General features: G+C 69.7%; 23 protein-coding genes. 9 read left to right on the forward strand and 14 right to left on the reverse strand.

The window, feature by feature from the left end; genetic code table 11:
- Positions 1–38: 38 nt before the first annotated feature.
- From ACFCXS_RS14855 to ACFCXS_RS14865, 3 genes are all read left to right on the forward strand, one after another.
- The gene (locus tag ACFCXS_RS14855; protein WP_376643636.1) at positions 39–1,850 is read left to right on the forward strand and encodes a PQQ-binding-like beta-propeller repeat protein; all 1,812 of its coding nucleotides are present in this window, start codon (positions 39–41) and stop codon (positions 1,848–1,850) included.
- A gap of 67 nt (positions 1,851–1,917) precedes the next feature.
- Complete coding sequence (locus ACFCXS_RS14860) at positions 1,918–3,828, forward strand: PQQ-binding-like beta-propeller repeat protein (protein WP_376643637.1); 1,911 nt, start codon at positions 1,918–1,920, stop codon at positions 3,826–3,828.
- A gap of 225 nt (positions 3,829–4,053) precedes the next feature.
- Positions 4,054–4,734, forward strand: a complete 681-nt coding sequence (locus ACFCXS_RS14865; RefSeq protein ID WP_376643638.1) for a LuxR C-terminal-related transcriptional regulator — start codon at positions 4,054–4,056, stop codon at positions 4,732–4,734.
- 305 nt (positions 4,735–5,039) lie between these two features.
- Here ACFCXS_RS14865 and ACFCXS_RS14870 read toward each other — a convergent pair whose 3' ends face one another.
- Positions 5,040–5,357, reverse strand: a complete 318-nt coding sequence (locus ACFCXS_RS14870) for a hypothetical protein (protein ID WP_376643639.1) — start codon at positions 5,355–5,357, stop codon at positions 5,040–5,042.
- Positions 5,358–5,387: 30 nt separating this feature from the next.
- The gene (locus tag ACFCXS_RS14875; RefSeq protein WP_376643640.1) at positions 5,388–7,067 is read right to left on the reverse strand and encodes a sodium:solute symporter family protein; all 1,680 of its coding nucleotides are present in this window, start codon (positions 7,065–7,067) and stop codon (positions 5,388–5,390) included.
- Positions 7,068–7,231: 164 nt separating this feature from the next.
- Between ACFCXS_RS14875 and galT the strand changes: the two genes are divergently transcribed.
- The 3 genes from galT to galK are packed head-to-tail and all read left to right on the forward strand — an operon-like array spanning position 7,232 to position 10,412.
- Positions 7,232–8,293: a galactose-1-phosphate uridylyltransferase gene (gene galT, locus ACFCXS_RS14880; RefSeq protein ID WP_376643641.1), complete on the forward strand. Its 1,062-nt coding sequence runs from the start codon at positions 7,232–7,234 to the stop codon at positions 8,291–8,293.
- A complete protein-coding gene (gene galE / locus ACFCXS_RS14885; protein WP_376643642.1) occupies positions 8,290–9,258 on the forward strand; it encodes a UDP-glucose 4-epimerase GalE in 969 nt (322 codons plus the stop codon). Before galT ends, galE begins: the two co-directional genes overlap by 4 nt.
- Positions 9,258–10,412: a galactokinase gene (galK, locus tag ACFCXS_RS14890; protein WP_376643643.1), complete on the forward strand. Its 1,155-nt coding sequence runs from the start codon at positions 9,258–9,260 to the stop codon at positions 10,410–10,412. The genes galE and galK overlap by 1 nt, the downstream gene beginning before the upstream one ends.
- Positions 10,413–10,470: 58 nt before the next feature.
- On the opposite strand, the gene ACFCXS_RS14895 is transcribed toward galK, so the two are convergent.
- The 3 genes from ACFCXS_RS14895 to ACFCXS_RS14905 form a co-directional block, all read right to left on the reverse strand.
- Entirely contained in the window at positions 10,471–11,496 is a 1,026-nt protein-coding gene (locus tag ACFCXS_RS14895) for a hypothetical protein (protein ID WP_376643644.1), read from the reverse strand.
- Positions 11,484–12,143 (reverse strand): hypothetical protein, encoded by a 660-nt coding sequence (locus tag ACFCXS_RS14900; RefSeq protein ID WP_376643645.1) that lies wholly within the window; start codon positions 12,141–12,143, stop codon positions 11,484–11,486. Before ACFCXS_RS14900 ends, ACFCXS_RS14895 begins: the two co-directional genes overlap by 13 nt.
- 109 nt (positions 12,144–12,252) lie before the next feature.
- Positions 12,253–12,708, reverse strand: coding sequence for a GNAT family N-acetyltransferase (locus ACFCXS_RS14905; RefSeq protein WP_376643646.1), 456 nt, complete (start codon positions 12,706–12,708; stop codon positions 12,253–12,255).
- 309 nt (positions 12,709–13,017) lie between these two features.
- On the opposite strand from ACFCXS_RS14905, the gene ACFCXS_RS14910 reads away from it, so the two are divergent.
- Positions 13,018–13,785: a LuxR C-terminal-related transcriptional regulator gene (locus ACFCXS_RS14910; RefSeq protein WP_376643647.1), complete on the forward strand. Its 768-nt coding sequence runs from the start codon at positions 13,018–13,020 to the stop codon at positions 13,783–13,785.
- On the opposite strand, the gene tamR is transcribed toward ACFCXS_RS14910, so the two are convergent.
- Positions 13,744–14,241, reverse strand: coding sequence for a MarR family transcriptional regulator TamR (gene tamR, locus ACFCXS_RS14915; protein ID WP_104780304.1), 498 nt, complete (start codon positions 14,239–14,241; stop codon positions 13,744–13,746). The two genes, ACFCXS_RS14910 and tamR, sit on opposite strands and share 42 nt — an antisense overlap.
- A gap of 127 nt (positions 14,242–14,368) precedes the next feature.
- On the opposite strand from tamR, the gene ACFCXS_RS14920 reads away from it, so the two are divergent.
- Positions 14,369–15,187, forward strand: coding sequence for a trans-aconitate 2-methyltransferase (locus ACFCXS_RS14920; protein ID WP_376643648.1), 819 nt, complete (start codon positions 14,369–14,371; stop codon positions 15,185–15,187).
- A 13-nt stretch (positions 15,188–15,200) separates the two neighbouring features.
- Here the strand turns inward: ACFCXS_RS14920 and ACFCXS_RS14925 are convergent, their stop codons facing one another.
- Together ACFCXS_RS14925 and ACFCXS_RS14930 are read right to left on the reverse strand one after the other, a co-directional pair.
- Entirely contained in the window at positions 15,201–15,878 is a 678-nt protein-coding gene (locus ACFCXS_RS14925; RefSeq protein ID WP_362236931.1) for a TetR/AcrR family transcriptional regulator, read from the reverse strand.
- Positions 15,875–16,888, reverse strand: a complete 1,014-nt coding sequence (locus ACFCXS_RS14930) for an acyl-CoA desaturase (RefSeq protein ID WP_376643649.1) — start codon at positions 16,886–16,888, stop codon at positions 15,875–15,877. The genes ACFCXS_RS14925 and ACFCXS_RS14930 overlap by 4 nt, the downstream gene beginning before the upstream one ends.
- Before the next feature lie 293 nt (positions 16,889–17,181).
- Between ACFCXS_RS14930 and ppc the strand changes: the two genes are divergently transcribed.
- Entirely contained in the window at positions 17,182–19,905 is a 2,724-nt protein-coding gene (gene ppc / locus ACFCXS_RS14935; RefSeq protein ID WP_376643650.1) for a phosphoenolpyruvate carboxylase, read from the forward strand.
- 67 nt (positions 19,906–19,972) lie between these two features.
- Here ppc and ACFCXS_RS14940 read toward each other — a convergent pair whose 3' ends face one another.
- From ACFCXS_RS14940 to glmU, 6 genes are all read right to left on the reverse strand, one after another.
- On the reverse strand, positions 19,973–20,689 hold the full coding sequence (locus tag ACFCXS_RS14940) for an LPXTG cell wall anchor domain-containing protein (RefSeq protein WP_376643651.1): 717 nt from the start codon (positions 20,687–20,689) through the stop codon (positions 19,973–19,975).
- A gap of 154 nt (positions 20,690–20,843) precedes the next feature.
- Positions 20,844–21,347, reverse strand: a complete 504-nt coding sequence (locus ACFCXS_RS14945) for a hypothetical protein (protein WP_376643652.1) — start codon at positions 21,345–21,347, stop codon at positions 20,844–20,846.
- Between the two features lie 42 nt (positions 21,348–21,389).
- A complete protein-coding gene (gene pth, locus ACFCXS_RS14950; RefSeq protein WP_376643653.1) occupies positions 21,390–21,992 on the reverse strand; it encodes an aminoacyl-tRNA hydrolase in 603 nt (200 codons plus the stop codon).
- 73 nt (positions 21,993–22,065) lie between these two features.
- Complete coding sequence (locus tag ACFCXS_RS14955) at positions 22,066–22,665, reverse strand: 50S ribosomal protein L25/general stress protein Ctc (protein ID WP_376643654.1); 600 nt, start codon at positions 22,663–22,665, stop codon at positions 22,066–22,068.
- A gap of 190 nt (positions 22,666–22,855) precedes the next feature.
- Positions 22,856–23,836 (reverse strand): ribose-phosphate diphosphokinase, encoded by a 981-nt coding sequence (locus ACFCXS_RS14960; RefSeq protein WP_376643655.1) that lies wholly within the window; start codon positions 23,834–23,836, stop codon positions 22,856–22,858.
- Positions 23,837–23,971: 135 nt separating this feature from the next.
- On the reverse strand, positions 23,972–25,420 hold the full coding sequence (gene glmU / locus ACFCXS_RS14965; RefSeq protein WP_376643656.1) for a bifunctional UDP-N-acetylglucosamine diphosphorylase/glucosamine-1-phosphate N-acetyltransferase GlmU: 1,449 nt from the start codon (positions 25,418–25,420) through the stop codon (positions 23,972–23,974).
- Between the last annotated feature and the right edge of the window lie 12 nt (positions 25,421–25,432).

A 25,432-nucleotide genomic window follows, 5' to 3' on the forward strand; every position in this document is an offset into this window, starting at 1 on the left:
CGTGGCTAAAAATCAGTGATCGAACGGGGGAGCCGCTGATGACTCAGCCGCCCAGTCAGCCGCCGCACGGTGGCTTCGGAGCACCGCAGAACCAGCCGCCACAGGGCGGTGGTCACGGGGCACCGCAGACCCCGCCACCGCCCCAGGGCCCGCCCCAGACTCCGCCGCCCCCGCAGGGCCCGCCGCAGCCCGGCTACGGCTACCCGCAGCAGCCGGGCCCGTACGGGCAGCCGCAGCAGCCCGGTCCGTACGGCCGGCCGCAGCAGCCGGGCCCCTACAACCCCGGCCCCTACGGCCAGCAGCAGCCGGGCCCGTACGGCCAGCCGCAGCAGCCCGGCCCGTACGGCCAGCCCGGGTACGGCTACCCGCAGCAGCCGCAGTACCCGGGTGCGCCCGGCACCCCGCCCGGGGGCGGCTCGAACAACCCCTTCAAGGGCAAGCCCGCCCTGATCATCGGCGCGGCCGTCGCCGCGCTGCTCGTGGTCGGCGGCACCGTGTGGGCCGTCACCGGCGGCGACGACGGCAACGGCAAGAAGAAGCCCGTCGCCCAGAAGACCGACGACCCCAAGGCCGGCTCCTCCGCCCCGGCCAACCCCGGGGACGGCAGCGGCGACGGCGGCGAGGACCCGGAGGACCTCAACGCGGGCCGCCAGGCCGGCGAGGCCAAGGTCCTCTGGTACAAGGAGGCGCCCGACGCCCCCGGCTCCGGCGCCGACGCCGACGGCATGTGGATCACCGGCAAGACCGCCGTGAAGGCCGCCTACAAGCAGCTCTTCGCCTACAACGTCGGTGACGGCAAACCGTCCTGGGACGCCATCACCTTCCCGCAGAAGATCTGCGCGACGTCGCCGCAGAAGACGTCCGACAACAAGATCGTCGTCGCGTACATGAGCGGCGCGAGCGACCGTGCCAAGTGCAACCAGCTCCAGGAGATCGACCTGGTCACCGGCGAGAAGGGCTGGAAGGAACAGGTCGCCGACGGCGCCCTGTTCGACTCCACGCTCTCCGTCGAACTGTCCATCACCGGCAAGACGCTGATGGTGGGCCGCTCCCAGTCCGGCACGGCGTACGACGTCACCAACGGCGACAAGCTCTTCGACAAGAAGAAGTACGGCAACGCCTGCTTCCCCGCCGCGTTCGCCGGCGGCGAGAAGCTGATCGCCGTCTCCTCCTGCGACGCCGGCAGCGACAAGGAGCACGACGAGATCCAGGAGCTCGACCCGAAGACCGGCAAGGCCAGGTGGACCCAGCCGTTCGACAAGGGCTGGCGGGTCGCCCGCACCTACTCGGTCAGCCCGCTGGTCGTCTACAGCACCAACGAGGACAAGAAGGCCTGGAACATCTCCACCTTCACCTCCGGCGGCAAGTTCCGCTCACAGGTCGGCTTCGACGAGGACTTCGCCCCCGAGTGCGGCTGGGCCATCCTGGAGCGCGACCTCACGGGCTGCCAGGGCGTGGCCGCCGACGACAGCACGCTGTACCTGCCGACGAAGGCCACCTCCGGCGCCAACGAGATCGTCGCGGTCGACCTCGCGAACGGCAAGGAGAAGTGGCGCGTGAAGTCACCCGCCGACGAGTCGATGCTGCCGGTGAAGACCGAGGGCGGCAAGCTCGTCGCCTACGTGGAGCCGACGTACGACGGGGGCGGGCAGATCGTGTCCATCCCGACCGGCGGCGGCAGCCACAAGCCGTCCAAGCTGCTGCAGAACCCCGAGGGCGCCGCGGACATCGAGAACAGCTTCTTCTCCAAGGAGTTCGACTGGGTCGACGGGCGCTTCTACATCTCGACGACCCGGCTGAGCGGGAACGACGACACGAAGGAGAAGTTGATGCTCGCCTACGGCAAGTGACTCCTCCTCCTTCTCCTCCTTCCGAACCCCTCTTGTCGTCCGTCCCCTTCCCCGAGGTACCCACGCCATGACCCAGCCGCCCCAGCCGCCCCAGCAGCCCCCGCAGGGGGGCGGCTTCGGGCCGCCCCAGGACCAGCCGCCGCAGACCCCGCCGCCCGCGGCCGGGCCGAACCCCGGCAAGGCCCCGGAGCCGGGGTACGGCTACCCCCAGGCGCCGCAGCCCCCGCAGACGCCTCCGCCGGCCGCCCCGCAGACGCCGCCCCAGCCGCCGCAGGGGTACGGCTATCCGCAGGGCGCCCCGGCGAACCAGCCCCCGCAGGCCCCACAGCCCCCGCAGGCCCCGCCCGGCTACGGCTACCCCGGCCAGCAGCCGGGGCCGTACGGGCAGCCGCAGCAGGCGCCCTATGGACAGCAGCAGGCGCCGTACGGGCAGCAGCAGGCTCCCTACGGGCAGCCCGGTTACGGGCAGCAGCCCGGTTACGGCTATCCGCAGCAGACCATGCCGCACCAGCCGCAGGCCGGGCAGCCGGGCGGCGGCAAGAAGCTCAACACACAGATGCTGATCATCGTCGCCGCGGTGGTGGCGATCGCGCTGATCATCGCCGGTGGCGTCTGGTACGCCTCGTCCGGCGAGGACGAGGGCAGGCAGAACGACACCGCCGGTCAGAGCGGCGGCACCGGCGGCACGGACGACGGCAACGGCGGCACCACCTCCGGCAAGGAGAAGGCACCGTCCGACCCCGGCGCCAAGGTCCTCTTCCAGGTCCCGGCGCCCGAGGTGAAGAACGACAGCACGGTCGTCGTCTCCGGCTCGTGGCTCACCGACAAGGCGTACGTCAAGAGCGGCATCGCCCAGATCGTCGGCTACGACCGCGACAAGGGCAGCGAGTTGTGGAAGCTCCCGCTGGCCGGCCCGGTCTGCCAGGCCAGCCGTCACGTCACCGACGACAACCTCACGGCCGTCCTGTACCAGCCGGCGATGCCCACCAAGGCCGACCCCTCGCACGGCTGCACCCAGATCGCCCTCATCGACCTCGACGCGGGCAAGCGGCTGTGGACGAAGACCGTCAAGACCGGTGACCAGCTGGTCAACTTCGACAACATCACCCTCAGCGGGAAGACCGTCGCCGTCGGCAGCACCAGTGGCGGCGCCGCCTTCGACGTCTCCGGCAAGCTCCTGTGGAGCCCGAAGCCGGCCGACTCCTGCTACGACGCCGGCTACGGCGGCGGCGAGAAGCTGGTCGCGGTGCGCAAGTGCGGCTCCTACGACCAGCGGCAGCTGCACATCCAGACCATCGACCCGAAGTCCGGGAAGGTGATCTCGGAGTACAAGATGGCCGAGGGCATCGACTACGCGAGCATCGTGTCGACCAACCCGCTGGTCGTGGCCGCCGACGTCGGCGACTCCGCGGGCGACGGCAGCGGCATCTCCGACTTCTTCTCCATCGACGGCAAGACCGGCAAGCTGCGCACGCGCATCTCGGCGCCGGGCGAGCAGTTCGCGGCCCGCTGCGAGGGCATCACCCGTGTCGAGGCCTGCAACCTGCTGGCCGTCGGCAACGACCGGTTGTACCTGCCGACCGAGGAGCACGACGGCACCGGCAAGTACAGCGAGACCAACGAGATCGTCGCCTTCGACCTCGCCACCGGCAAGCAGACCGGGCAGCGGGCCGACGCGGGTGACGGCTACACGATCTCGCCGCTGCGCATGGACGGCGGCAACCTGATCGCGTACAAGCGTCCCCCGTACGACAAGGGCGGACAGGTCGTGAGCATCGACGGGAGCAGCTTCAAGGAGACACTGCTGCTGCGGAACCCGGCGACGGAGTCGGTCCGCGACGTGGAGACCAGCATGTCGCCGGAGTACTCCGAGTTCCTGTACTCCGAGGGCCACCTCTACATGTCCAAGGTGTACGCGAGCAAGCGGTCGACGGCGCGGGAGAAGGAGTACCTCGCGGTCGGCTTCGGTACGAGCTGATCGCCTGGTGACCGACTTGGTTCCCTTCGGCCCCGTCCCTGTTCAGGGACGGGGCCGTTCCTGTGGGGCGCGGTCAACCTGGCACGAGGGGACTTTCGGCGATCCGGGGCGATTCTCGCCGGTAGGGGGAGCGCAACGTCGAACAAGCGTGTAGCTTCCGGGGGCATGAAGGCGGGGGAGCCGGGGGGCTTCCGTGGGGGGCTGGGGTGACTGGGGGGTTGCTCGATGGGAGTGCGGCTCATGGTGGTCGACGACCACCGATTGCTGGCCGAGGCGCTGGCTTCGGCGCTGAAGCTGCGGGGGCACCGGGTGCTGGCCGCGGCGGCACCGGCCGCGGGTGCGGCGGAGCTGGTGATCACGCGGGCGCCTGAGGTGTGCCTGCTGGGGACGGCGGCGCCGGCCGAGCCGGGGATCTTCGACCCGGTGGTGAGGATCAAGCAGGAGCGGCCGCAGGTGGCGGTGCTGGTGCTGGGGCCGGTGCCGAGTCCTCGGGGCATCGCCGCGGCGTTCGCGGCGGGGGCGTCGGGGTACGTCCGGCACGATGAGCGCATAGAGGGCGTCGAGCGGGCGATCATGAAGGCGCGGGCGGGGGAGGCCGCGGTGGCGCCGCAGCTGTTGCAGGGAGCGTTCGGTGAGTTGCTCAACCCGGTGGCCCAACCGGACGACGAGGGACAGCGGTTGCTGTCCATGCTCACGCCGAGGGAGGTCGAGGTCCTGGTCCGTGTCGCGGACGGCGAGGACACCCGCCTGATCGCGGCGGGCATGGGCATCGCACCGTCGACGGCGCGTACGCATGTCCAGCGGGTGCTGATGAAACTGGGCGTGGGGTCGCGGTTGGAGGCGGCGGCGCTGGCGGCACGGACGGGGTTGCTGGACCGGGCGGGGCCGGTGCGGCGGGAGCCGTGAGCTGTGTGATCGGCGGTGGGGGTGCGCGTCTTCGCCTTGCGCCGGGTGGGGGTCGGGGCCGCGTCGGGGGTGCCCGTCCTCGGAACGGTGCGATGGGCCCCCATACCGACTGACTGGCGTCGACGCGCCAACCGCTGCGGGCGGACACCCCCCGACACGTCCCCTTGCGTCCGACGGCGGGTGCGGGAGCGTCTCCGCTCAGCCTGCGGGCATGCGTGCCGCTGGGGGCGGCACGGGTGGGCGCAGGCGGCACCTCGTCGCGCAGAGTTGCGCACCCACCCGGCCCCAGCATCGACGCGGCCGGGTCACTCCACGCGCTCGTCGTCCTCCGGCTCGACCCCCGGCGGCGCCGGGGCCGCCGGCCTCAGCTTCAGCCAGGCCAGGAAGAACAGGCCCAGCAGCAGCATCCCCAGCCCGGTCCACAGGTTGATGTTGACGCCCTCGGCCTTGTCGATGTCCGCGTCGGACGCCGTGAGCCCCGCGATCGTGACGATGACGCCGTAGAGCACGAACAGCCCGCCGATGATCCGCCGGATGTCGAACAGCCGCGCGGCGCTCGCCGACTTGCCCTGCAGTTCGGTGACTTCCCGTTGCAGGTCCTTCTCGGAGTAGAACTCGGACATGTGCGATCACACTCCTCGGTCGGGGTTCGGTCAGAACGAGAACGGGATGTAGCAGGCCGCGGCCAGGACGACCGCGCCCCAGCCCAGCAGAGCCGGCTTGCGGTACCAGGCCTCGTCCCCGGGCGCGGGCGGCTCCGCCATGCCGGGCGAGCGCGTGCCGTAGACCAGCCCCTGCAACTCCTCCGTCGGCTTGGGCGCCGTGAACAGCGACACCGCCACCATCACCACCGCGCCGGCGACGAAGCCCGCGATCGCCGAGACGAAGTTGGCCCCCTGGTCGGAGGGGATGTCGACGATGTCCTGCTTGTAGAGGACGAAGTAGTTGACCATCGCGGCGGTGGTGCCCGCGATCAGCCCCCAGAAGCCCGACTTCATGGACGCCCGCTTCCAGAACATGCCGATGATGAAGACGACGAACATCGGCACGTTGAAGAAGGAGAAGAGGGTCTGCAGGTAGGCCATGATGTTGGAGAAGGACCGCGCGAGGAACGCCGTGCCGATGGAGGCCAGGACGCCGATCGCGGTGATGAGGCGGCCGAAGCGGACGTAGTACTCGTCCTCGCGGCCCTTCACCACGTACTTCGCCCAGATGTCCGTGGTGAACACGGTGTTGAAGGAGGACACGTTCGCCGCCATGCCCGCCATGAACGCCGCGAGCAGGCCGGTGACGGCGATGCCGAGCACGCCGTTGGGCAGCAGCTGGGACATCAGGTAGGGGATCGCGTCGTTGTACTGGAGGTCGGAGCCGGACGTGCCGATCTTCGGTACCAGCACCGCGGCGACCAGGCCCGGGATCATCACCAGGAACACGATGAAGATCTTCGGGAACGCGGCGATCAGCGGGGTGCGCTGGGCCGCCGACAGGTTCTTCGCGGACAGCGCGCGCTGCACCTCGGCGAAGTTCGTCGTCCAGTAGCCGAAGGACAGGACGAAGCCGAGGCCCAGGACGATCGTCAGCCAGTTCGCGCCGAGCGGGTTGTCGCTGCCGATGCCCGTACCGCCCCAGGACGTCATGAAGTCCGCGCCGTGGCTCTTGGTGAGGGAGTCGGACAGGCCGTCCCAGCCGCCGACCTTCTTCAGGCCGAGGACGGTGATGGGGATGAGCGCCGCCAGGATCACGAAGAACTGAAGGACCTCGTTGTAGATCGCCGACGACAGGCCGCCGAGGGTGATGTAGGCGAGCACGAAGAAGCCGGCCACGACGATCGCCACCCACTCCGGCCAGCCCAGCAGCGCCTCGACCACGATGGCCAGGGCGTAGAGGTTGACGCCGGCGATGAGGATGGCGGCGAAGGCGAACAGGACGGAACTGAGCAGGTGCGCCGCCCGGTCGAAGCGCATCAGCAGGAACTCCGGGACCGAGCGGACCTTGGAGCCGTAGTAGAAGGGCATCATCACCAGGCCGAGGAAGACCATGGCGGGGATGGCGCCGATCCAGTACCAGTGGGTGGTGTAGACGCCGTACTGGGCGCTGTTGGCGGCCATGCCCAGGATCTCGGTGGCGCCCAGGTTGGCGGCGACGAACGCCAGACCGGTGACCCAGGCGGGCAGGGAGCGGCCGGAGAGGAAGAAGTCGAGACTGGTCTTCACCGAGCGCCGGGCGGCGAAGCCGATGCCGAGGACGACGAGGAAGTAGATCCCGAGGATCGTGTAGTCGAGCCAGTTCGTGGGGAGTCGCAGCTCGGCCGACAGATATGTGGGGGTGTGCATGAGCCCTCGCTTCGTTGCGCGAACCGATACCTCGCGGGATCTTCTTCTCCGCGCCCCGCGATTGAACCCGTCTTCTGATGCACTTTGTTGGATTGTGATGTTGACGATTGGGGAGGGTAGTGTTTTTATATGTTGGGTTCTGTTTGATGGACAAGGAGTCCAGCGTGAAGAAGACCTCGACCCGGCTGGCCGACGGTCGCGAGCTCATCTACTACGACCTGCGTGACGACAGCGTGCGGGACGCGACCGACCGCCGGCCGCTGGACCGCACCGTCACCACGTCCGAGATCCGCCGCGACCCCCTCCTCGGCGACTCCGTCGCCATCGCCTCGCACCGTCAGGGCCGTACCTACCATCCGCCGGCCGACGAGTGCCCGCTGTGCCCCTCCGAGGGGGACCGCCTGAGCGAGATCCCGGACTCCTCGTACGACGTCGTCGTCTTCGAGAACCGCTTCCCCTCGCTGGCCGGCGACTCGGGCCGCTGCGAGGTCGTCTGCTTCACCTCCGACCACAACGCGTCCTTCGCCGACCTCACCGAGGAGCAGGCGGGCCTGGTGCTGGAGGCCTGGACCGACCGCACCTCGGAGCTGTCCCACCTTCCGTCCGTCGAGCAGGTGTTCTGCTTCGAGAACCGGGGCGCCGAGATCGGCGTGACCCTCGGCCATCCGCACGGCCAGATCTACGCCTACCCCTTCACCACCCCCCGCACCGCCCTGATGCTCCGCTCGGTCGCCACCCACAAGGAGATGACCGGCGGGGAGAACCTCTTCGACGCCGTCCTGGAGCGTGAACTCGCCGGCGAGCGGGTCGTCCTGGAGGGTGAACACTGGGTCGCCTTCGTCCCGTACGCGGCGCACTGGCCGTACGAGGTCCACCTGTACCCCAAGCGCCGGGTGCCCGACCTGCTCGGCCTGGACGAGGGCGCGCGCACAGAGTTCCCCAAGGTCTACCTGGAACTCTTGAGGCGCTTCGACCGGATCTTCGGTGAGAGCGAGCCCCCGACGCCGTACATCGCGGCCTGGCACCAGGCCCCGTTCGGCGCGCTGGAGGAGTTCGACGGGGTCGCGCGCGAGGACTTCGCGCTGCACCTCGAGCTTTTCACCATCCGCCGCACTTCCGGCAAGCTGAAGTTCCTCGCGGGTTCCGAGTCCGGCATGAACGTGTTCATCAACGACGTGCCGCCGGAGCGCGCGGCCGAGCGACTGCGAGAGGTAGCGAGTTCATGAGCGGGAAGTACCTGGTGACAGGCGGTGCGGGATACGTCGGCAGCGTGGTCGCCCAGCACCTGCTGGAAGCCGGTCACGAGGTCGTCGTCCTCGACAACCTCTCCACGGGCTTCCGCGAGGGCGTCCCCGCGGGCGCGTCCTTCGTCGAGGGCGACATCCGCGATGCCGCCAAATGGCTGGACTCCTCCTTCGACGGTGTGTTGCACTTCGCCGCGTTCTCGCAGGTCGGCGAGTCGGTCGTGAAGCCGGAGAAGTACTGGGACAACAACGTCGGCGGCACCATGGCGCTGCTGGCCGCGATGCGCGAGGCGGGCGTCCGCAAGCTGGTCTTCTCCTCGACGGCGGCGACGTACGGCGAGCCGGAGCAGGTCCCGATCGTCGAGTCGGCGCCCACGTCCCCCACGAACCCGTACGGCGCCTCGAAGCTCGCGGTCGACCACATGATCACCGGTGAGGCGGCGGCGCACGGCCTGGGCGCGGTCTCCCTGCGCTACTTCAACGTGGCGGGCGCCTACGGCGAGCACGGCGAGCGCCACGACCCCGAGTCGCACCTGATCCCGCTGGTCCTGCAGGTGGCGCAGGGCAGGCGCGAGGCGATCTCGGTGTTCGGCGACGACTACGCGACGCCGGACGGCACCTGCGTCCGCGACTACATCCACGTCGCGGACCTGGCCGAGGCCCACCTGCTGGCCCTGAAGGCCGCAGCCCCCGGCGAGCACCTGATCTGCAACCTCGGCAACGGCAACGGCTTCTCGGTCCGCGAGGTCATCGAAACCGTCCGCCGGGTCACGGGCCACCCGATCCCCGAGGTCGTGGCCCCGCGCCGGGGCGGCGACCCGGCGGTCCTGGTGGCCTCGGCCGCCACCGCCCGCGAGAAACTGGGCTGGAACCCGTCCCGCGCGGACCTCGCGGGAATCGTCGCGGACGCGTGGGACTTCGCGCAGAACATCGCAAGGGAGCAGTAGTGGGCGCACAGCAGGTGCGGGACGGTTTCGAGGAGCTCTACGGAGCCGCCCCCGAGGGTGTCTGGGCGGCCCCGGGCCGCGTCAACCTCATCGGTGAGCACACCGACTACAACGACGGCTTCGTGATGCCCTTCGCGCTGCCGCACACCGCCGTGGCGGCCGTCTCCCGGCGCACGGACGGCCTGCTGCGCCTGCACTCGGCGGACGTCGAGGGCGCAGTCGTCGAGCTGCGCGTCGACGAGCTGGCGCCGGAGGCGGACCGGAACTGGACGGCGTACCCGTCGGGTGTGGTGTGGGCGCTGCGCGAGGCCGGTCACCCGGTCACCGGCGCCGACATCCACCTCGCCTCGACGGTCCCCTCCGGCGCGGGCCTGTCGTCGTCGGCGGCGCTGGAGGTCGTGGTCGCGCTGGCCCTCAACGACCTGTACGAACTGGGCATGAAGGGCTGGCAACTGGCCCGCCTGTGCCAGCGCGCGGAGAACGTCTACGTCGGTGCGCCCGTCGGCATCATGGACCAGACGGCGTCGGCCTGCTGCGAGACCGGCCACGCCCTGTTCCTCGACACGCGCGACCTCTCCCAGAAGCAGATCCCCTTCGACCTGGCGGCCGAGGGCATGCGCCTGCTGGTCGTGGACACCCAGGTCAAGCACTCCCACAGCGAGGGCGAGTACGGCAAGCGCCGCGCCGGCTGCGAGAAGGGCGCGGCCCTGCTGGGCGTCGACGCGCTCCGGGACATCCCGTACGCCGAACTGGACGCGGCCCTGGCCCGCCTGGGCGACGAGGAGGAGGTCCGCCGTCTGGTCCGCCACATCGTCACGGAGAACGCACGCGTCGAACGGGTCGTCTCCCTCCTCGAATCCGGCGAGACCCGCGCGATCGGCCCGGTCCTGGTCGAGGGCCATGCCTCCCTCCGCGACGACTTCCGCATCTCCTGCCCGGAACTGGACCTGGTCGTCGACACGGCCCTGGCCTCCGGCGCCCTGGGCGCGCGCATGACGGGCGGCGGTTTCGGCGGCTCGGCGATCGTCCTCGCGGAGGAGCAGGACGTGGAGGCCATCACCAAGACGGTGACAGAGGCCTTCGCGTCGGCGGGCTTCACGACCCCCCGCGTCTTCGAAGCGGTCCCGTCCCCGGGCGCCCGCCGCCTCCCCTGACCGACCGGACGAAAGCGGCGCCCTCGTTGCCACGGGGGCGCCGCTTTCCGCGTCCTTCTCAGCGGTTGACGGACTGGATCTCCTGGACCGGTACCTCGGTGGTGGTGGCGAATGTGCCGTTGGGCAGGTCGCCGCCCGTGCCGCCCGCACCCTCCCAGGTGATCTCCCAGGTGAGGGTCGCCTCGAGGCCGTAGGTGCCGTCTCCCGACGAGCGCAGGTAACGCACCCCGCACGGAGGCGTGAGCTCCGCCTTGCCGCGGGCGTACGGTTCGCCGATGGAGCCGTCGTCGTTGATCAGGCACTCACCGGACGCCGGGAGGGTTTCCGCGTCCGCCGTTCCCGGCTCGAGGTGCAGGCTCACCGGCTTGGCCGTGGTGGTCGCCCACAGTCCTGTGCCGGGCAGACTCGCCGTGACGGACACGGGCTTGAAGGCGCCCTTGTCCAGCCAGACCCAGGTGGGCGCGTTCACCGTCGACCTGGCGTTCGGCGCGAGGGAGATCTTCGTCGGCGGCACGACGGTCCGCTGATGCGCGAGCCCGGCGAGGGTCTCGGTGTCGATGGCCTGGGGAACGCCGGGATTCTTTCCGTTGTCCACCCAGAAGGGCTCGCGCTTGCAGTTTCCGGCGGCGGGGTCGTCCTCCATCTTCGGATTCTTGACGGCGACCCACCACATGCCCTCGTCGTTCTTGTCGACGTTGAAGTTCTTGTAGGGGTGGCCGCCCTTGTAGCGCGCCTTGTCGTCCGCGACGCCCGCGGGCGCACCACCGACCGAGTCGTAGATCGACCAGTTGGCCTCGGTGTAGGTCCTGAAGTCCTTGGCCTTCCAGTAGGGCTCGTACCAGCAGGCCGGAGGTTTCCAGTCAACGGCGGCGGACGTGACCGGACCGCTGTCCTTCGAGGGGGCGCTGCCCTTCACGTCGAAGCTGACGCGCGACTCGAGCACGGGTCCTGAGGAGTCACCGGATGTTTCTTCGGCCTGGTCTCCGTTGCTTCCGATACCTCCGGCGAAAGCTGTGTCCACTCCGAGCAGGAGCATCGCGGCGGTGAGAGCCCCGAGCGCCACGCGCTGCGTCACGGCTGGCACCTCTGGGAACCGCGGTCCTCGTGCAGGCTCCAGATCTGCCAGACGCCTTGCCCGTCCTTCTTCACGCTGGCGTTGTAGTACACGTAGCTGTCAGGCGAGGTGGCGACCACCTTCACCTTCTTCGTCTTCAGGTCCTTGACGTTCGCCTTGCTCTCGTCCACGCAGTACGTCAGGGCCCCCGAGGTCTTGTCGAACACCGTCACCTGGCGATCGAAGTAGCGCAGGGTGCCGGCCCAGCTGGTCTGCCTGGCGTTGTTGTCCTTCGCGTAGTTGTAAACGCCCCTCAGCGCGGTGTCCGTGTAGTAGAAGCCCATGCCCGACTTCTTCAGATCGCCGGAGGCCACGGCCTGCCAAACAGTGCTGACGGCCCGTTCGTTGTCCGCCAGGATCGCGTCCTTCACGGAGTCGCCGGTCTGCCGGCCCTCGAACGCCAGCTTCATGTCCGAAGGCAGCTTGATCTCCGGCCGGTCGATCCCGTCCTCCGGCGCGGAAGCGGAAGGAGAAGCCGACGCCTTGTCACCCGAATCCGCACCGGCGATCTTGTCGCCGGACGACGAACCGTCACCTCCCCCCGAGCCACAGGCGGTCAGCAGCAGGGCCGCGGATGCGGTGAGCGCGGCTGTCACGAGCCGAGCGGGGCGGTTCACTGTGTCTCCCGTTGATCATGTGGGGGGATAGCTCAAGCGAACCAACGCTATCGGTCGCGAACGGCGGGGCACGCGCGAGGGTTTCGCTCCCGCAACCCGCCGCGCCGCCTCAGCCCAGCCTCTTCGTCAGCATGTACTCCGTCACCCCCGGCGGATAGTCCGGCACCGCGCACACCACTTCGTAGCCCTGCTTCACATAGAACCGCGGTGCCTGGAAGTCCCACGTCTCCAGGCGGGCCGCGCTGCAGTCGCGGGACGTCGTCGCGATGTGTTCCGCCCGGGCGAGGAGCCGTGCGCCCAGGCCCCGGCCGCGGTGGCGTTCGTCGACCCACAGGTAGGTCACGTGCAGCCACGTCGCCCAGGTGTAGCCGACCAGTCCGCCGGCGAGATCGTCGGTGTCGTTCACAGCCCACACGTGCAACGGGACGTCCCGCTCGCCGGGTGTCCCGCGCAGCGCGCGCAGGATCGGAGAGGCGGCGGTGTTCGTGTCCCGCAGGCGTGTGCGGAGCAGATCACGTCGGGCCTTGTCGACTTCTGTCTCAAGACGGAACATGCGGCACACCATAAACGCGTCGGGCGGTCAGTTCTGCAAATAACCTTCCGCTCCGGGCCCCCGTCCGTACCCTGATGAACAGCACCGGTGGGGGCCGGTGCCGATCAGGGGGCGAGACAGCCGGGTACGACGCCCGGGGTGGGGGTGGCGGTACTGCACGGCGGCGGCCGTGCGGCTGCGGCGACCCGGACAGGCTGCCGCGGCACCGACGGACGGTCGGACGCGGCAGACCCGTACACCCCGGCGTCGTACCCGCGCGGTGTCATCCTCCGAGGTTGGGGTATCCCCTGCTCTTCGGGAGCACTGGGGAAGGGGGTATACGTGGTTCGCATCCGAGTCCTGGTCGTCGACGACCATCGCATCTTCGCCGAGTCACTCGCGGCGGCTCTGGCCGCCGAGCCCGATGTCGACGTCTCCGCGGCCGGCAGCGGCCCGGCCGCGCTGCGCAGCCTGGAGCGGGCGGTCGCCGAGGGGCGGCGGTTCGACGTGCTGCTCGTGGACGCCGACCTGGGCGGCAAGGTACCGGGCGCCCGCCCGGCCGTACCCGTGCAGGAGGGCAACGAGGACGGGCTCGTCGACGGGATCTCCCTCGTCACGGGAGTGCGCTCCGCGCAGCCGAACGTACGGATCGTCGTACTCGCCGAGAAGGACGACCCGCGGCGGGCGGCGCTCGCCCTGCAGGCCGGTGCCTCCGGCTGGGTCGCCAAGGACTGTTCCCTGTCCCGGCTGCTCACCGTCATCCGCGGGGTGCTGCGCGACGAGACGCATCTGCCGCCCGCGCTGCTGACCGGCGTCCTGCGGGAGCTCACCGCCGCCCGCAAGCACCGCACCGAGAGCGAGCGCCTCGTCGAGTCGCTCACTCCGCGTGAGCGGGAAGTGCTGCGGTGCATGGTCGCGGGGCTGGGGCGCAAGGCCGTCGCCGAGCGCCTGTTCCTGTCACCGCACACCGTGCGGACCCACATGCAGAACGTTCTGGGCAAGCTCGGCGTGCATTCCACCCTCGCCGCCGTCGCCCTGGCGCGGCGGGCCGGAGTCGGGCCCGCGGACCTAGCCGGGGATGTTGTCGAACGGGGCGGTCAGCTGGCGTAGCAGTGCCGCCAGCTCGCCGCGCTGGGCCCGGGAGAGCTCCGCGAGGATCGCGCGCTCCTGGTCCAGCAGCCCCGCCAGGGCCTGGTCCGCGCGGTCCCGGCCCTCGTCCGTCAGCCGGACCAGGACGCCGCGGCGGTCACTGGGGTCGGGGAGCCGCTCCACCAGGCCCTTCTTCGCCAGGCGGTCGATGCGGTTCGTCATCGTGCCCGAGGTGACCAGCGTCTGGGTGAGGAGCTGTCCCGGTGAGAGCTGGTACGGGGTGCCCGCCCGGCGCAGGGCCGTCAGGACGTCGAACTCCCACGGCTCCAGGTTGTGCTCCGAGAACGCCAGCCGCCGTGCCCGGTCCAGATGCCGGGCCAGCCTGCTCACACGGCTGAGCACCTCGAGCGGTTCCACGTCGAGGTCCGGGCGCTCCCGGCGCCACGCTGCGACCAGCCGATCGACCTCGTCCTCCATGACGATCAGTGTAGTGGTTGTGTCGACGTAGAGTCTCTTGACGTCTAGTTTCTTGACATCGAGATATACGGGGGATCACGCTGGGTGTGCAGCCAGTGCCGTCAGCACCAGGACACCAGGAGGACCCATGCCCGCAGCCGCCCCGACCTGGGACCCGGCCCAGTACCTCCGTCACGCCGGTCACCGCGCCCGCCCCTTCACCGACCTCCTGGCCCGCGTGCCCGACCTGCCCGGTGAGCCCGCCCGCATCGCCGACCTCGGCTGCGGCCCCGGCAACGTCACCACCCTGCTCGCGGCCCGCTGGCCCACCGCCCGGATCACCGGCTACGACAACTCGCCCGAGATGCTCGACAAGGCCCACGTCGAGCACGAAGGGCCCACACCCGGGGGCGGCCGTCTCGACTTCGGGCCCGCCGACGTACGGACCTGGACGCCCGGCGAACCCCACGACCTGATCATCAGCAACGCCACGCTGCAGTGGGTGCCCGGCCACGCCGAACGGTTCGCCGACTGGGTCGCCGGGCTCAAACCCGGCGGCACCCTCGCCTTCCAGGTGCCGGGCAACTTCGACGCCCCCAGCCACCGGCTCATGCGCGAACTCGCCGCATCACCGCGCTGGCGTGCCCGGCTCGCCGACACCCTGCGCCACGCCGACGCCGTCCACACCCCCGAGGCCTACCTTGAGCGGCTGACCTCCCTCGGCTGCGCGGCCGACGTGTGGGAGACGACGTACCTCCACCCGCTCCAGGGCGAGGACCCGGTGCTCGACTGGGTGAAGGGGACCGGACTGCGGCCCGTGCTGACCGCGCTCGCCGGCGAACCCGAGGCGCGGGAGGCCTTCGTCGCCGAGTACCGGGCGGCGCTGCGCGAGGCCTACCCGGCCGGTCCGCACGGCACGCCGTTCCCCTTCCGCCGGGTGTTCGCCGTCGCCCGGAAGAACACCTGACGATCACCGAGCCCTAGGCCTTCCGGCGGCCTATCAGGTGCGGCTTGGCCTCCATGCCGTCCAGGCCGTGCCACGCCAGATTCACCAGGTGCGCGGCCACCTCGGCCTTCTTCGGCCGGCGCACGTCCAGCCACCACTGGCCGGTCAGGGCGACCATGCCGACCAGGGCCTGGGCGTACAGCGGGGCCAGCTTCGGGTCGAAGCCGCGGCTCTTGAACTCGCGGCCCAGGATGTCCTCCACCTGGGTGGCGATGTCCGAGATCAGCGAGGCGAAGGAACCCGTCGACTGGGGGATGGGGGAGTCACGGACCAGGATGCGGAACCCGTCCGTGTACTCCTCGATGTAGTCCAGCAGGGCGAACGCCGCCTGTTCGCACAGTTCGCGCGGGTGACCGGCCGTGAGCGAACTGGTCACCATGTCCAGCAGGCACCGCATCTCACGGTCCACGACGACCGCGTACAGCCCCTCCTTGCCGCCGAAGTGCTCGTACACCACCGGCTTGGACACCCCGGCCTTCGCCGCGATCTCCTCCACCGACGTGCCCTCGAAGCCCTTCGCCGCAAAGAGCGTGCGACCGATCTCCAGCAGTTGCTGACGGCGCTCGGCACCGGTCATCCGGGTGCGACGCGCTCGCCGCGGCTTGTCGTTGCTGGGGGTGCTGCTCGAGTCGGTCGCCACAGCGACCATCATGCCGCCTCGACGGGCTCCTTCCCGCGTGGGGAGCCGCCTTCCCCGGTGTTACGGCGCGAATCGATACGGGAGCGTGACGGCCACCGCACGTCGTACGCCCAGCCCGCCATCTCGAACCAGCGGATCAGGCGGGCGGACGAATCCAGCTGCCCGCGCATCACACCGTGCCGCGCCGACGTCGGGTCGGCATGGTGCAGGTTGTGCCAGGACTCACCGCAGGACAGGACCGCCAGCCACCACACGTTGCCCGAGCGGTCACGCGACTTGAACGGGCGCTTGCCGACCGCGTGGCAGATCGAGTTGATCGACCAGGTCACGTGGTGCAGCAGGGCCACCCGGACCAGCGAACCCCAGAAGAACGCCGTGAACGCGCCCCACCAGGACATCGTCACCAGACCGCCGATCAGCGGCGGCAACGCCAGCGACAGCACCGTCCACCAGACGAACTGGCGGGAGATGGCGCGGAGCGTCTTGTCCTTGATCAGGTCCGGTGCGTACTTCTCCTGCGACGTCTGCTCCTCGTCGAACATCCAGCCGATGTGCGCCCACCACAGGCCCTTCATCAGGGCCGGGAGCGTCTCACCGAACCGCCACGGCGAATGCGGGTCGCCCTCCGCGTCGGAGAACTTGTGGTGCTTGCGGTGGTCGGCCACCCAGCGCACCAGCGGCCCCTCCACCGCCATGGAACCCGCGATCGCCAGCGCGATCTTCAACGGCCGCTTCGCCTTGAAGGAACCATGGGTGAAGTGACGGTGGAAGCCGATCGTGATGCCGTGGCACCCGAGGTAGTAGAAGAAGACCAGCAGACCGAGGTCCAGCCAGCTCACCCCCCAGCCCCACGCCAGCGGCACCGCCGCCAGCAACGCGAGGAACGGGACGGTGATGAAGAGGAGGAGGGCGATCTGCTCGATGGACCGCTTCTGCTCGCCGCCCAGCGTGGCCATGGCGGCGTCGGTGTCCTGACCGGGCGCCTTCGGGGCGTCCTCGATCACGTCGGAACTACTGGTCATACGCGTCCCCTGGGGGGTATGTGGATGGAGAAGGAGTGGCCGGGGCACGTGAACCGTGACGTGCTTCCTACGGTTCCGTAACCTACGGCATCGTAAGTATGGCAGTGCGTCGCTCGGCGGCAAGAGCCCGCGACCCTGCGCGTCCCGGCCGACACCTATCCTGGAGTCGGTCGGACAGCGCGGTCCGCTCTGATTTCTTCCCGGATGTCCGATCCGTAAGCGGCGCCCGCCGCGCGAGACGCCGTCCGGGTTCCCCTCCCAGACGAGCTTCAACACTGCAAGGAGCCGCACCTGTGAGCAGTGCCGACGACCAGACCACGACGACGAGCAGCGAGCTGCGAGCCGACATCCGCCGGCTGGGCGACCTCCTCGGCGAGACCCTCGTCCGCCAAGAGGGCCCCGAGCTGCTGGAACTCGTCGAAAAGGTCCGCCGCCTCACCCGCGAGGACGGCGAGGCCGCCGCCGAGCTGCTGCGCGGCACCGAACTCGACACCGCGGCCAAGCTGGTCCGCGCCTTCTCCACCTACTTCCACCTGGCCAACGTCACCGAGCAGGTCCACCGCGGCCGCGAGCTGCGCGCCCGCCGCGCCGCCGAAGGCGGACTCCTCGCCCGTACGGCCGACCGGCTCAAGGACGCCGACCCCGAGCACCTGCGCCAGACGGTCGCGAACCTCAACGTCCGCCCCGTCTTCACCGCCCACCCCACCGAGGCCGCACGCCGCTCGGTCCTCAACAAGCTCCGCCGCATCGCCGCGCTCCTGGAGACCCCGGTCATCGAGTCCGACCGGCGCCGCCTGGACACCCGCCTCGCCGAGAACATCGACCTCGTCTGGCAGACCGACGAACTGCGCGTGGTGCGCCCCGAGCCCGCCGACGAGGCCCGCAACGCCATCTACTACCTCGACGAGCTGCACGTGGGCGCCGTCGGCGACGTCCTGGAGGACCTCACCGCCGAGCTGGAGCGCGCCGGGGTCAAGCTCCCCGACGACACCCGCCCCCTCACCTTCGGCACCTGGATCGGCGGCGACCGCGACGGCAACCCCAACGTCACCCCCCAGGTGACCTGGGACGTCCTGATCCTCCAGCACGAACACGGCATCAACGACGCCCTGGAGACCATCGACGAACTCCGCGGCTTCCTGTCCAACTCCATCCGCTACGCCGGCGCCACCGAGGAACTCCTGACCTCCCTCCAGACCGACCTGGAGAACCTCCCCGAGATCAGCCCCCGCTACAAGCGCCTCAACGCCGAAGAGCCCTACCGGCTCAAGGCCACCTGCGTCCGGCAGAAGCTGGAGAACACCAAGAAGCGCCTCGCCGAGGGCACCGGCCACGTGGCCGGCCGCGACTACCTCGGCACCAGCGAACTCCTCGACGACCTGCGGATCATCCAGCGCTCCCTGCGCGAGCACCGCGGCGGACTCTTCGCCGACGGCCGCCTCGCCCGCACCATCCGCACCCTCGCCGCCTTCGGCCTCCAGCTCGCCACCATGGACGTCCGCGAACACGCCGACGCCCACCACCACGCCCTCGGCCAGCTCTTCGACCGGCTCGGCGAGGAATCCTGGCGCTACGCCGACATGCCCCGCGACTACCGCGCCAAGCTCCTCGCCAAGGAGCTCCGCTCCCGCAGGCCCCTCGCCCCCACCCCGGCACCCGTCGACGCCCCCGGCGAGAAGACCCTCGGCGTCTTCGGCACCGTCAAGCGCGCCCTCGAAGTCTTCGGACCCGAAGTCATCGAGTCCTACATCATCTCCATGTGCCAGGGCGCCGACGACGTCTTCGCCGCCGCCGTCCTCGCCCGCGAAGCAGGCCTCATCGACCTGCACGCCGGCTGGGCCAAGATCGGCATCGTGCCGCTCCTCGAAACCACCGACGAGCTCAAGGCCGCCGACACCATCCTCGAGGACATGCTCTCCGACCCGTCCTACCGGCGCCTCGTCGCGCTGCGCGGCGACGTCCAGGAGGTCATGCTCGGCTACTCCGACTCCTCCAAGTTCGGCGGCATCACCACCAGCCAGTGGGAGATCCACCGCGCCCAGCGCCGCCTGCGCGACGTCGCCCACCGCTACGGCGTACGCCTGCGCCTCTTCCACGGCCGCGGCGGCACCGTCGGCCGCGGCGGCGGCCCCACCCACGACGCCATCCTCGCCCAGCCCTGGGGCACCCTCGAAGGCGAGATCAAGGTCACCGAACAGGGCGAGGTCATCTCCGACAAGTACCTCATCCCGTCCCTGGCCCGGGAGAACCTCGAACTCACCGTCGCCGCCACCCTCCAGGCCTCCGCCCTGCACACCGCACCCCGCCAGTCCACCGAGGCCCTCGCCCGCTGGGACGCCGCGATGGACGTCGTCTCCGACGCCGCCCACGCCGCCTACCGCCGCCTCGTCGAGGACCCCGACCTGCCGACGTACTTCCTCGCGTCGACGCCGGTGGACCAGCTCGCCGACCTGCACCTGGGCTCCCGGCCCTCCCGCCGCCCCGGCTCCGGCGTCTCCCTCGACGGCCTGCGCGCCATCCCCTGGGTGTTCGGCTGGACCCAGTCCCGGCAGATCGTCCCCGGCTGGTTCGGCGTCGGCTCCGGCCTCAAGGCCCTGCGCGAAGCGGGCCTCGACACCGTCCTCGACGAGATGCACCAGGAATGGCACTTCTTCCGCAACTTCATCTCCAACGTCGAGATGACCCTCGCCAAGACCGACCTGCGGATCGCCCAGCACTACGTCGACACCCTCGTGCCCGACGAGCTCAAGCACGTCTTCGACACCATCAAGACCGAGCACGAACTCACCGTCCGTGAAGTCCTGCGCGTCACCGGCGAAGAGGAACTCCTCGACGCCGCACCCGTCCTGAAGCAGACCTTCGCCATCCGCGACGCCTACCTCGACCCCATCTCCTACCTCCAGGTCGCCCTGCTCAAGCGGCAGCGCGAAGCCGCCGAGCAGCCCGACCCGCTCCTCGCCCGCGCCCTCCTCCTCACCGTCAACGGCGTGGCAGCCGGCCTGCGCAACACCGGCTGAACCACCCCCTGGACACCACTGTGCCCCCCAAGCCCGTACGGGCTCGGGGGGCACAGTGCCTTCCACATCAGCCGCGGCCGGCCCTCCGGCGCCGCAGCACCAGGAAGCCACCACCCGCCACCAGCGCCGCCGCCACACCGGACAGCACACCCACCGGCGCCCCGTTGCCCGTCTCGGCGAGATCACCGTCGCCACCACCCTGCGGCGACGCCGACGACGAAGGCGACGAGGACGGCGACGGGGACGCGGGCACACCACCGCCGGCCGAAGCGCTCGGCGACACCGACGCACCCGGCTCACCCGACGGCGTCCCCGACACCCCCGACGAAGGGGACGCGGACGCCGAAGCCGACGGCGTCGAACCACCCGGCCCCTGCTCGTCCCCGCAGTCCGACCAGAACACCTTGTGCTTGGCGGACCCCTTCTCACCCTCGAACTTCCAGAACAACTTGTAATGCCCGTCGGCCAGCGACAGATCCTCCGTCCGGCCCCGACCCTCGGCATCCAGCGTCAGCGCACCGGACTCCACCGTCTCCCCCTTGTTCTCACTCGGAGGGATCGCGTCGATGTGCCAGTCCACCTTCTGACCACCGTCGAAACCGAAGGCGTCCAGGTAGAAGGCGCACACATGCGGCTCGTTACGGGGCAGCTCCTCACCCGTCGAGGCATCGTGGATCTTCACCGTGCCGTTGTCGCCAGGGGGAGCGGCATGGGCGGCCGGAGCGAGCAGAAGCACCGCGGAAGCGGCAGCGCAGACAGCGCCGAAGCGCGAGAGGGTTCGCATAACGGGTAGTCCATCTTCGAGAAGTGACCGAGAAGATGTGGAGGGGGCGGCTCAGCTTCCAGCCCAGCCCGCCCGCACGTCAATCACGAACCCACAACACACGCCCCACCAGCAGGAGAAGGCCCCTCCACCAAGAAGAGAACGACCCGACCCCTCAAACAACCACGAACGCCGCCGTCAACAACGCCACCCCGGACAACCCCAGCACCCACGCGAGCCGCGTCCGCAACAGACCACCCGCCACCACGACCGACGCCAGCAACAACGCCCCACCGAACGGCACCCACGCGTACAGAACCCCCGCCGGACCCGAACGCACCGCGTCAACCCCACCCGGCTTCACGACCACCGTGTAGGTCCGGCCCCGCTCCACCGCGACCGACTTCTCCAGCACCACCCGCGCCCGCGGCTGCGCACCCTGCGACAACGGCGTGAACCGGCCCCAGCACGTGTCCGGCCCACACCGCGTCACCTCGACCGTGCCCTGCTCCCGGCCCTTCGTCAGCATCACGTGCTGCGCCGTACCCCACGACGCCCACACCCCCGCGATCAGAATCAGCACCGCGACCGTACCCATCGCCGCGAACCGCCCGAACCGCAGCACGACGGCCGAAGACCGGGACGAAGAGGGGACAGTGGCAGGCATGGCCGGGATCATTGGCCATGCCTGAACGGCCCGTCAACCTCGACGGGTGACAAGTCAGGAGTTGTACGTGCTTTGCGCCCGCTCCAGCCCCTCGATCACCAGAGCCTCCACCGCGTCCGCCGCCCGGTCCACGAAGTAGTCCAGCTCCTTGCGCTCCGCCGACGAGAAATCCTTCAGCACGAAATCCGCCACCTGCATCCGCCCCGGCGGCCGCCCGATCCCGAACCGCACCCGGTGATACTCCGCACCGAACGCCTTCGTCATCGACTTCAGCCCGTTGTGCCCGTTGTCACCGCCACCCAGCTTCAGCCGCAGCACCCCGTAGTCGATGTCCAACTCGTCATGCACCGCCACCACATGATCCACCGGCACCTTGTAGAAATCCCGCAGCGCGTTCACCGGCCCACCCGACAGGTTCATGTACGACATCGGCTTCGCCAGCACCACCCGGCGGTTCAACGGCCCCGGCGGCCCGATCCGGCCCTCGATCACCTGCGCCTGAGCCTTGCCGGCCCGCTTGAACCTCCCCCCGACCCGGTCCGCCAGCAGATCGGCCACCATGAAACCCACGTTGTGCCGGTTCCCCGCATACTCCGGCCCCGGATTGCCCAGCCCCACGATCAGCCACGGAGCGGCCGCATCGGTCGTCACGTCCATCTCTCCTTCATACATACGCGTCGGCCGCTGCCCCGCACGGGAACAGCGGCCGACGAAACGACGACGAGAGGGATCAGGCCTCGGCGGCCGTCTCCTCCTCCGCGGCCTCCTCGCCCTCCGGGGCCTCCTCGGCCTGCGCGGCCAGGACCTGCAGGACGACAGCGTCCTCCTCGACGGCCAGCGTCGTGCCCTTGGGCAGCTTGATGTCCTTCGCGTGGATCGAGGCACCGGCCTCGAGACCCTCGACGGAAACCGTCACCGACTCCGGGATGTGCGTCGCCTCGGCCTCGACCGGCAGCGCGTTCAGCACGTGCTCCAGCAGGTAACCACCCGGGGCCAGCTCGCCCTCGGTGTGCACCGGGATCTCGACCGTGACCTTCTCGCCGCGCTTCACCAGCAGCAGGTCCACGTGCTCCAGGAAACCCTTCAGCGGGTCACGCTGCACGGCCTTCGGGATCGCCAGCTCGTTCGTCTTGCCGTCGATGTCCAGCGCGATCAGCACGTTCGGCGTACGCAGCGCCATCAGCAGGTCGTGACCCGGAAGGGTCAGGTGCAGCGGGTCCGAACCGTGCCCGTACAGGACACCCGGAACCTTGTCTTCACGACGGATACGGCGCGCGGCACCCTTGCCGAACTCGGTGCGCGTCGCGGCGGAGATCTTCACCTCGGACATGGTCACTCCTCGTAGAAGTAGATACGGACGTGGTCACCCGGCCACGAACGGCCTGCTACGAAGAGCGCGTCGATAACGGACCACCGCACCCCGAAAACAACGGGAACGGCCTCCCTCGCCGAGCAACTGCAGCAGTCTACTCGGACCGGGAGGCCGCACCAAAAGGATCTACGCCGGCACCACGCGGGGCCTACTGCTCGTCGAACAGGCTCGTCACCGAACCGTCCTCGAACACCTCACGCACCGCGCTCGCGATCGTCGGCGCGATCGACAGCACCGAGATCTTGTCCAGGTCCCCACTCAGCTCACCGGGCGTCGGCAGCGTGTTCGTGAACACGAACTCACTCACCCGGGAGTTCTTCAGGCGGTCGCTCGCGGGGCCCGACAGCACACCGTGCGTCGCCGTCACGATCACGTCCTCCGCACCGTGCGCGAACAGCGCGTCCGCCGCGGCACAGATCGTCCCACCGGTGTCGATCATGTCGTCCACCAGCACACACACGCGACCCTTCACCTCACCCACGACCTCGTGGACGGTGACCTGGTTCGCGACGTCCTTGTCACGCCGCTTGTGCACGATCGCCAGCGGCGCACCCAGCCGGTCGCACCAACGGTCCGCCACCCGCACCCGGCCCGCGTCCGGCGACACGACCGTCAGCTTCTCCCGGTCCACCTTCCGGCCCACGTAGTCCGCCAGCAGCGGCAACGCGAACAGGTGGTCCACCGGACCGTCGAAGAAGCCCTGGATCTGGTCCGTGTGCAGATCCACCGTCAGGATCCGGTCCGCACCCGCGGTCTTCATCATGTCCGCGATCAGACGCGCCGAAATCGGTTCACGTCCACGGTGCTTCTTGTCCTGCCGCGCGTAACCGTAGAACGGCACGATGACCGTGATGGAGCGGGCCGACGCACGCTTCAGCGCGTCGATCATGATCAACTGCTCCATGATCCACTTGTTGATCGGAGCCGTGTGGCTCTGGATCAGGAAGCAGTCCGCGCCACGCGCCGACTCCTGATAACGCACATAGATCTCACCGTTGGCGAAGTCGAAGGCCTTCGTCGGGACAACCCCGACACCCAGCTGTTGGGCGACCTCCTCCGCAAGCTCGGGGTGGGCGCGGCCGGAGAAGAACATCAACTTCTTCTCGCCGGTCGTCTTGATCCCGGTCACAGCACTGTCTCCTCAGAGGTGTCGCAGCTAGGTGTCGAGAAACCTCGCAGCCGGCTTGCCGGAGGCCGTCTCAGCTGGTGGGGGTGCGGGTGTGCACTTATCACCGTACGCCGTGTTTCAGGCATCGGTTTCCGGTCAGCCCTCACCGGCCGACTCCCGGGAAGCCGCCTCGGCCGCCTTCGCCGCCGCGCTCCCAGGACGCTTCCGAGCCACCCAACCCTCGATATTCCGCTGCTGACCACGGGCCACAGCCAGCGAACCCGCCGGCACATCCTTCGTGATCACGGACCCCGCAGCGGTGTACGCACCGTCCCCCACCGTGACAGGCGCCACAAACATGTTGTCCGAGCCCGTCCGGCAATGCGAACCGATGGTCGTGTGGTGCTTCTCCTGCCCGTCGTAGTTCACGAACACGCTCGCGGCACCGATGTTCGTCTGCTCACCGATCGTCGCGTCCCCCACGTACGACAGGTGCGGCACCTTCGTCCCGTCCCCGATCGACGCGTTCTTCGTCTCCACGTACGTCCCGATCTTGCCCTTCACACCCAGCCGCGTCCCCGGACGCAGATACGCGAACGGCCCCACCGTCGCCTCCGCGCCGACCTCGGCACCCGCCGCCACGGTGTTGTCGACCCGCGCACCCGCACCCACACGCGTGTCGGTCAGCCGGCAGTTCGGCCCGACCTCCGCGCCCTCAGCAAGATGCGTCGAGCCGTGCAGCTGCGTGCCGGGGTGGACCACGGCGTCCTGCTCGAAGGTGACCGTGACGTCGATCCACGTCGTCGCCGGGTCGATGACGCTCACGCCGGCGAGCATGGCCTCCGTGAGAAGCCGGTCATTGAGAATGCGGCGGGCCTCCGAGAGCTGCACACGGTTGTTGATCCCGGCGATCTCACGGTGGTCACCGGCCACCGACGCCCCCACCCGGTGCCCCGCCTCACGCAGGATCCCGAGCACATCCGTCAGGTACTCCTCGCCCTGGCTGTTGTCCGTCCGCACCTTCTTCAGCGCGTCCGCCAGCAGAGGCCCGTCGAACGCGAACACACCCGAGTTGATCTCACGGATCGACCGCTGCGCATCGGAGGCGTCCTTGTGCTCGACGATGGCCGTGACGGCCCCGGTGGCCTCGTCCCGGACGATCCGCCCGTACCCCGTCGCGTCCGGCACCTCGGCGGTCAGCACGGTGACCGCGTTGCCGTCGGCGGAGTGCGTCTCTGCCAGGGACCGCAGGGTCGCGCCCGTCAGCAGGGGCGTGTCCCCGCACACGACGACGACCGTCCCGTCGACGGACCCGCCCAGTTCCTCCAGGCCCATCCGCACGGCATGCCCGGTGCCGTTCTGCTCCGCCTGCACGGCGGTACGGACGTCCGGGGCGATCTCACCGAGATGCGCGGTGACCTTCTCACGGGCGTGGCCGACCACGACGACCAGATGCTCGGGCTGCAGCTCGCCGGCGGAGGCGAGGACGTGACCCACGAGACTGCGACCGCAGAGCTCGTGCAGGACCTTGGGTGTGGCCGACTTCATACGGGTGCCCTCACCCGCTGCGAGAACGACGACGGCTGCCGGGCGGTTGGCGCTCACGGGATGCCCTTC

The organism is Streptomyces sp. NPDC056373 (assembly GCF_042262425.1).
Taxonomy (GTDB): Bacteria; Actinomycetota; Actinomycetes; order Streptomycetales; family Streptomycetaceae; genus Streptomyces.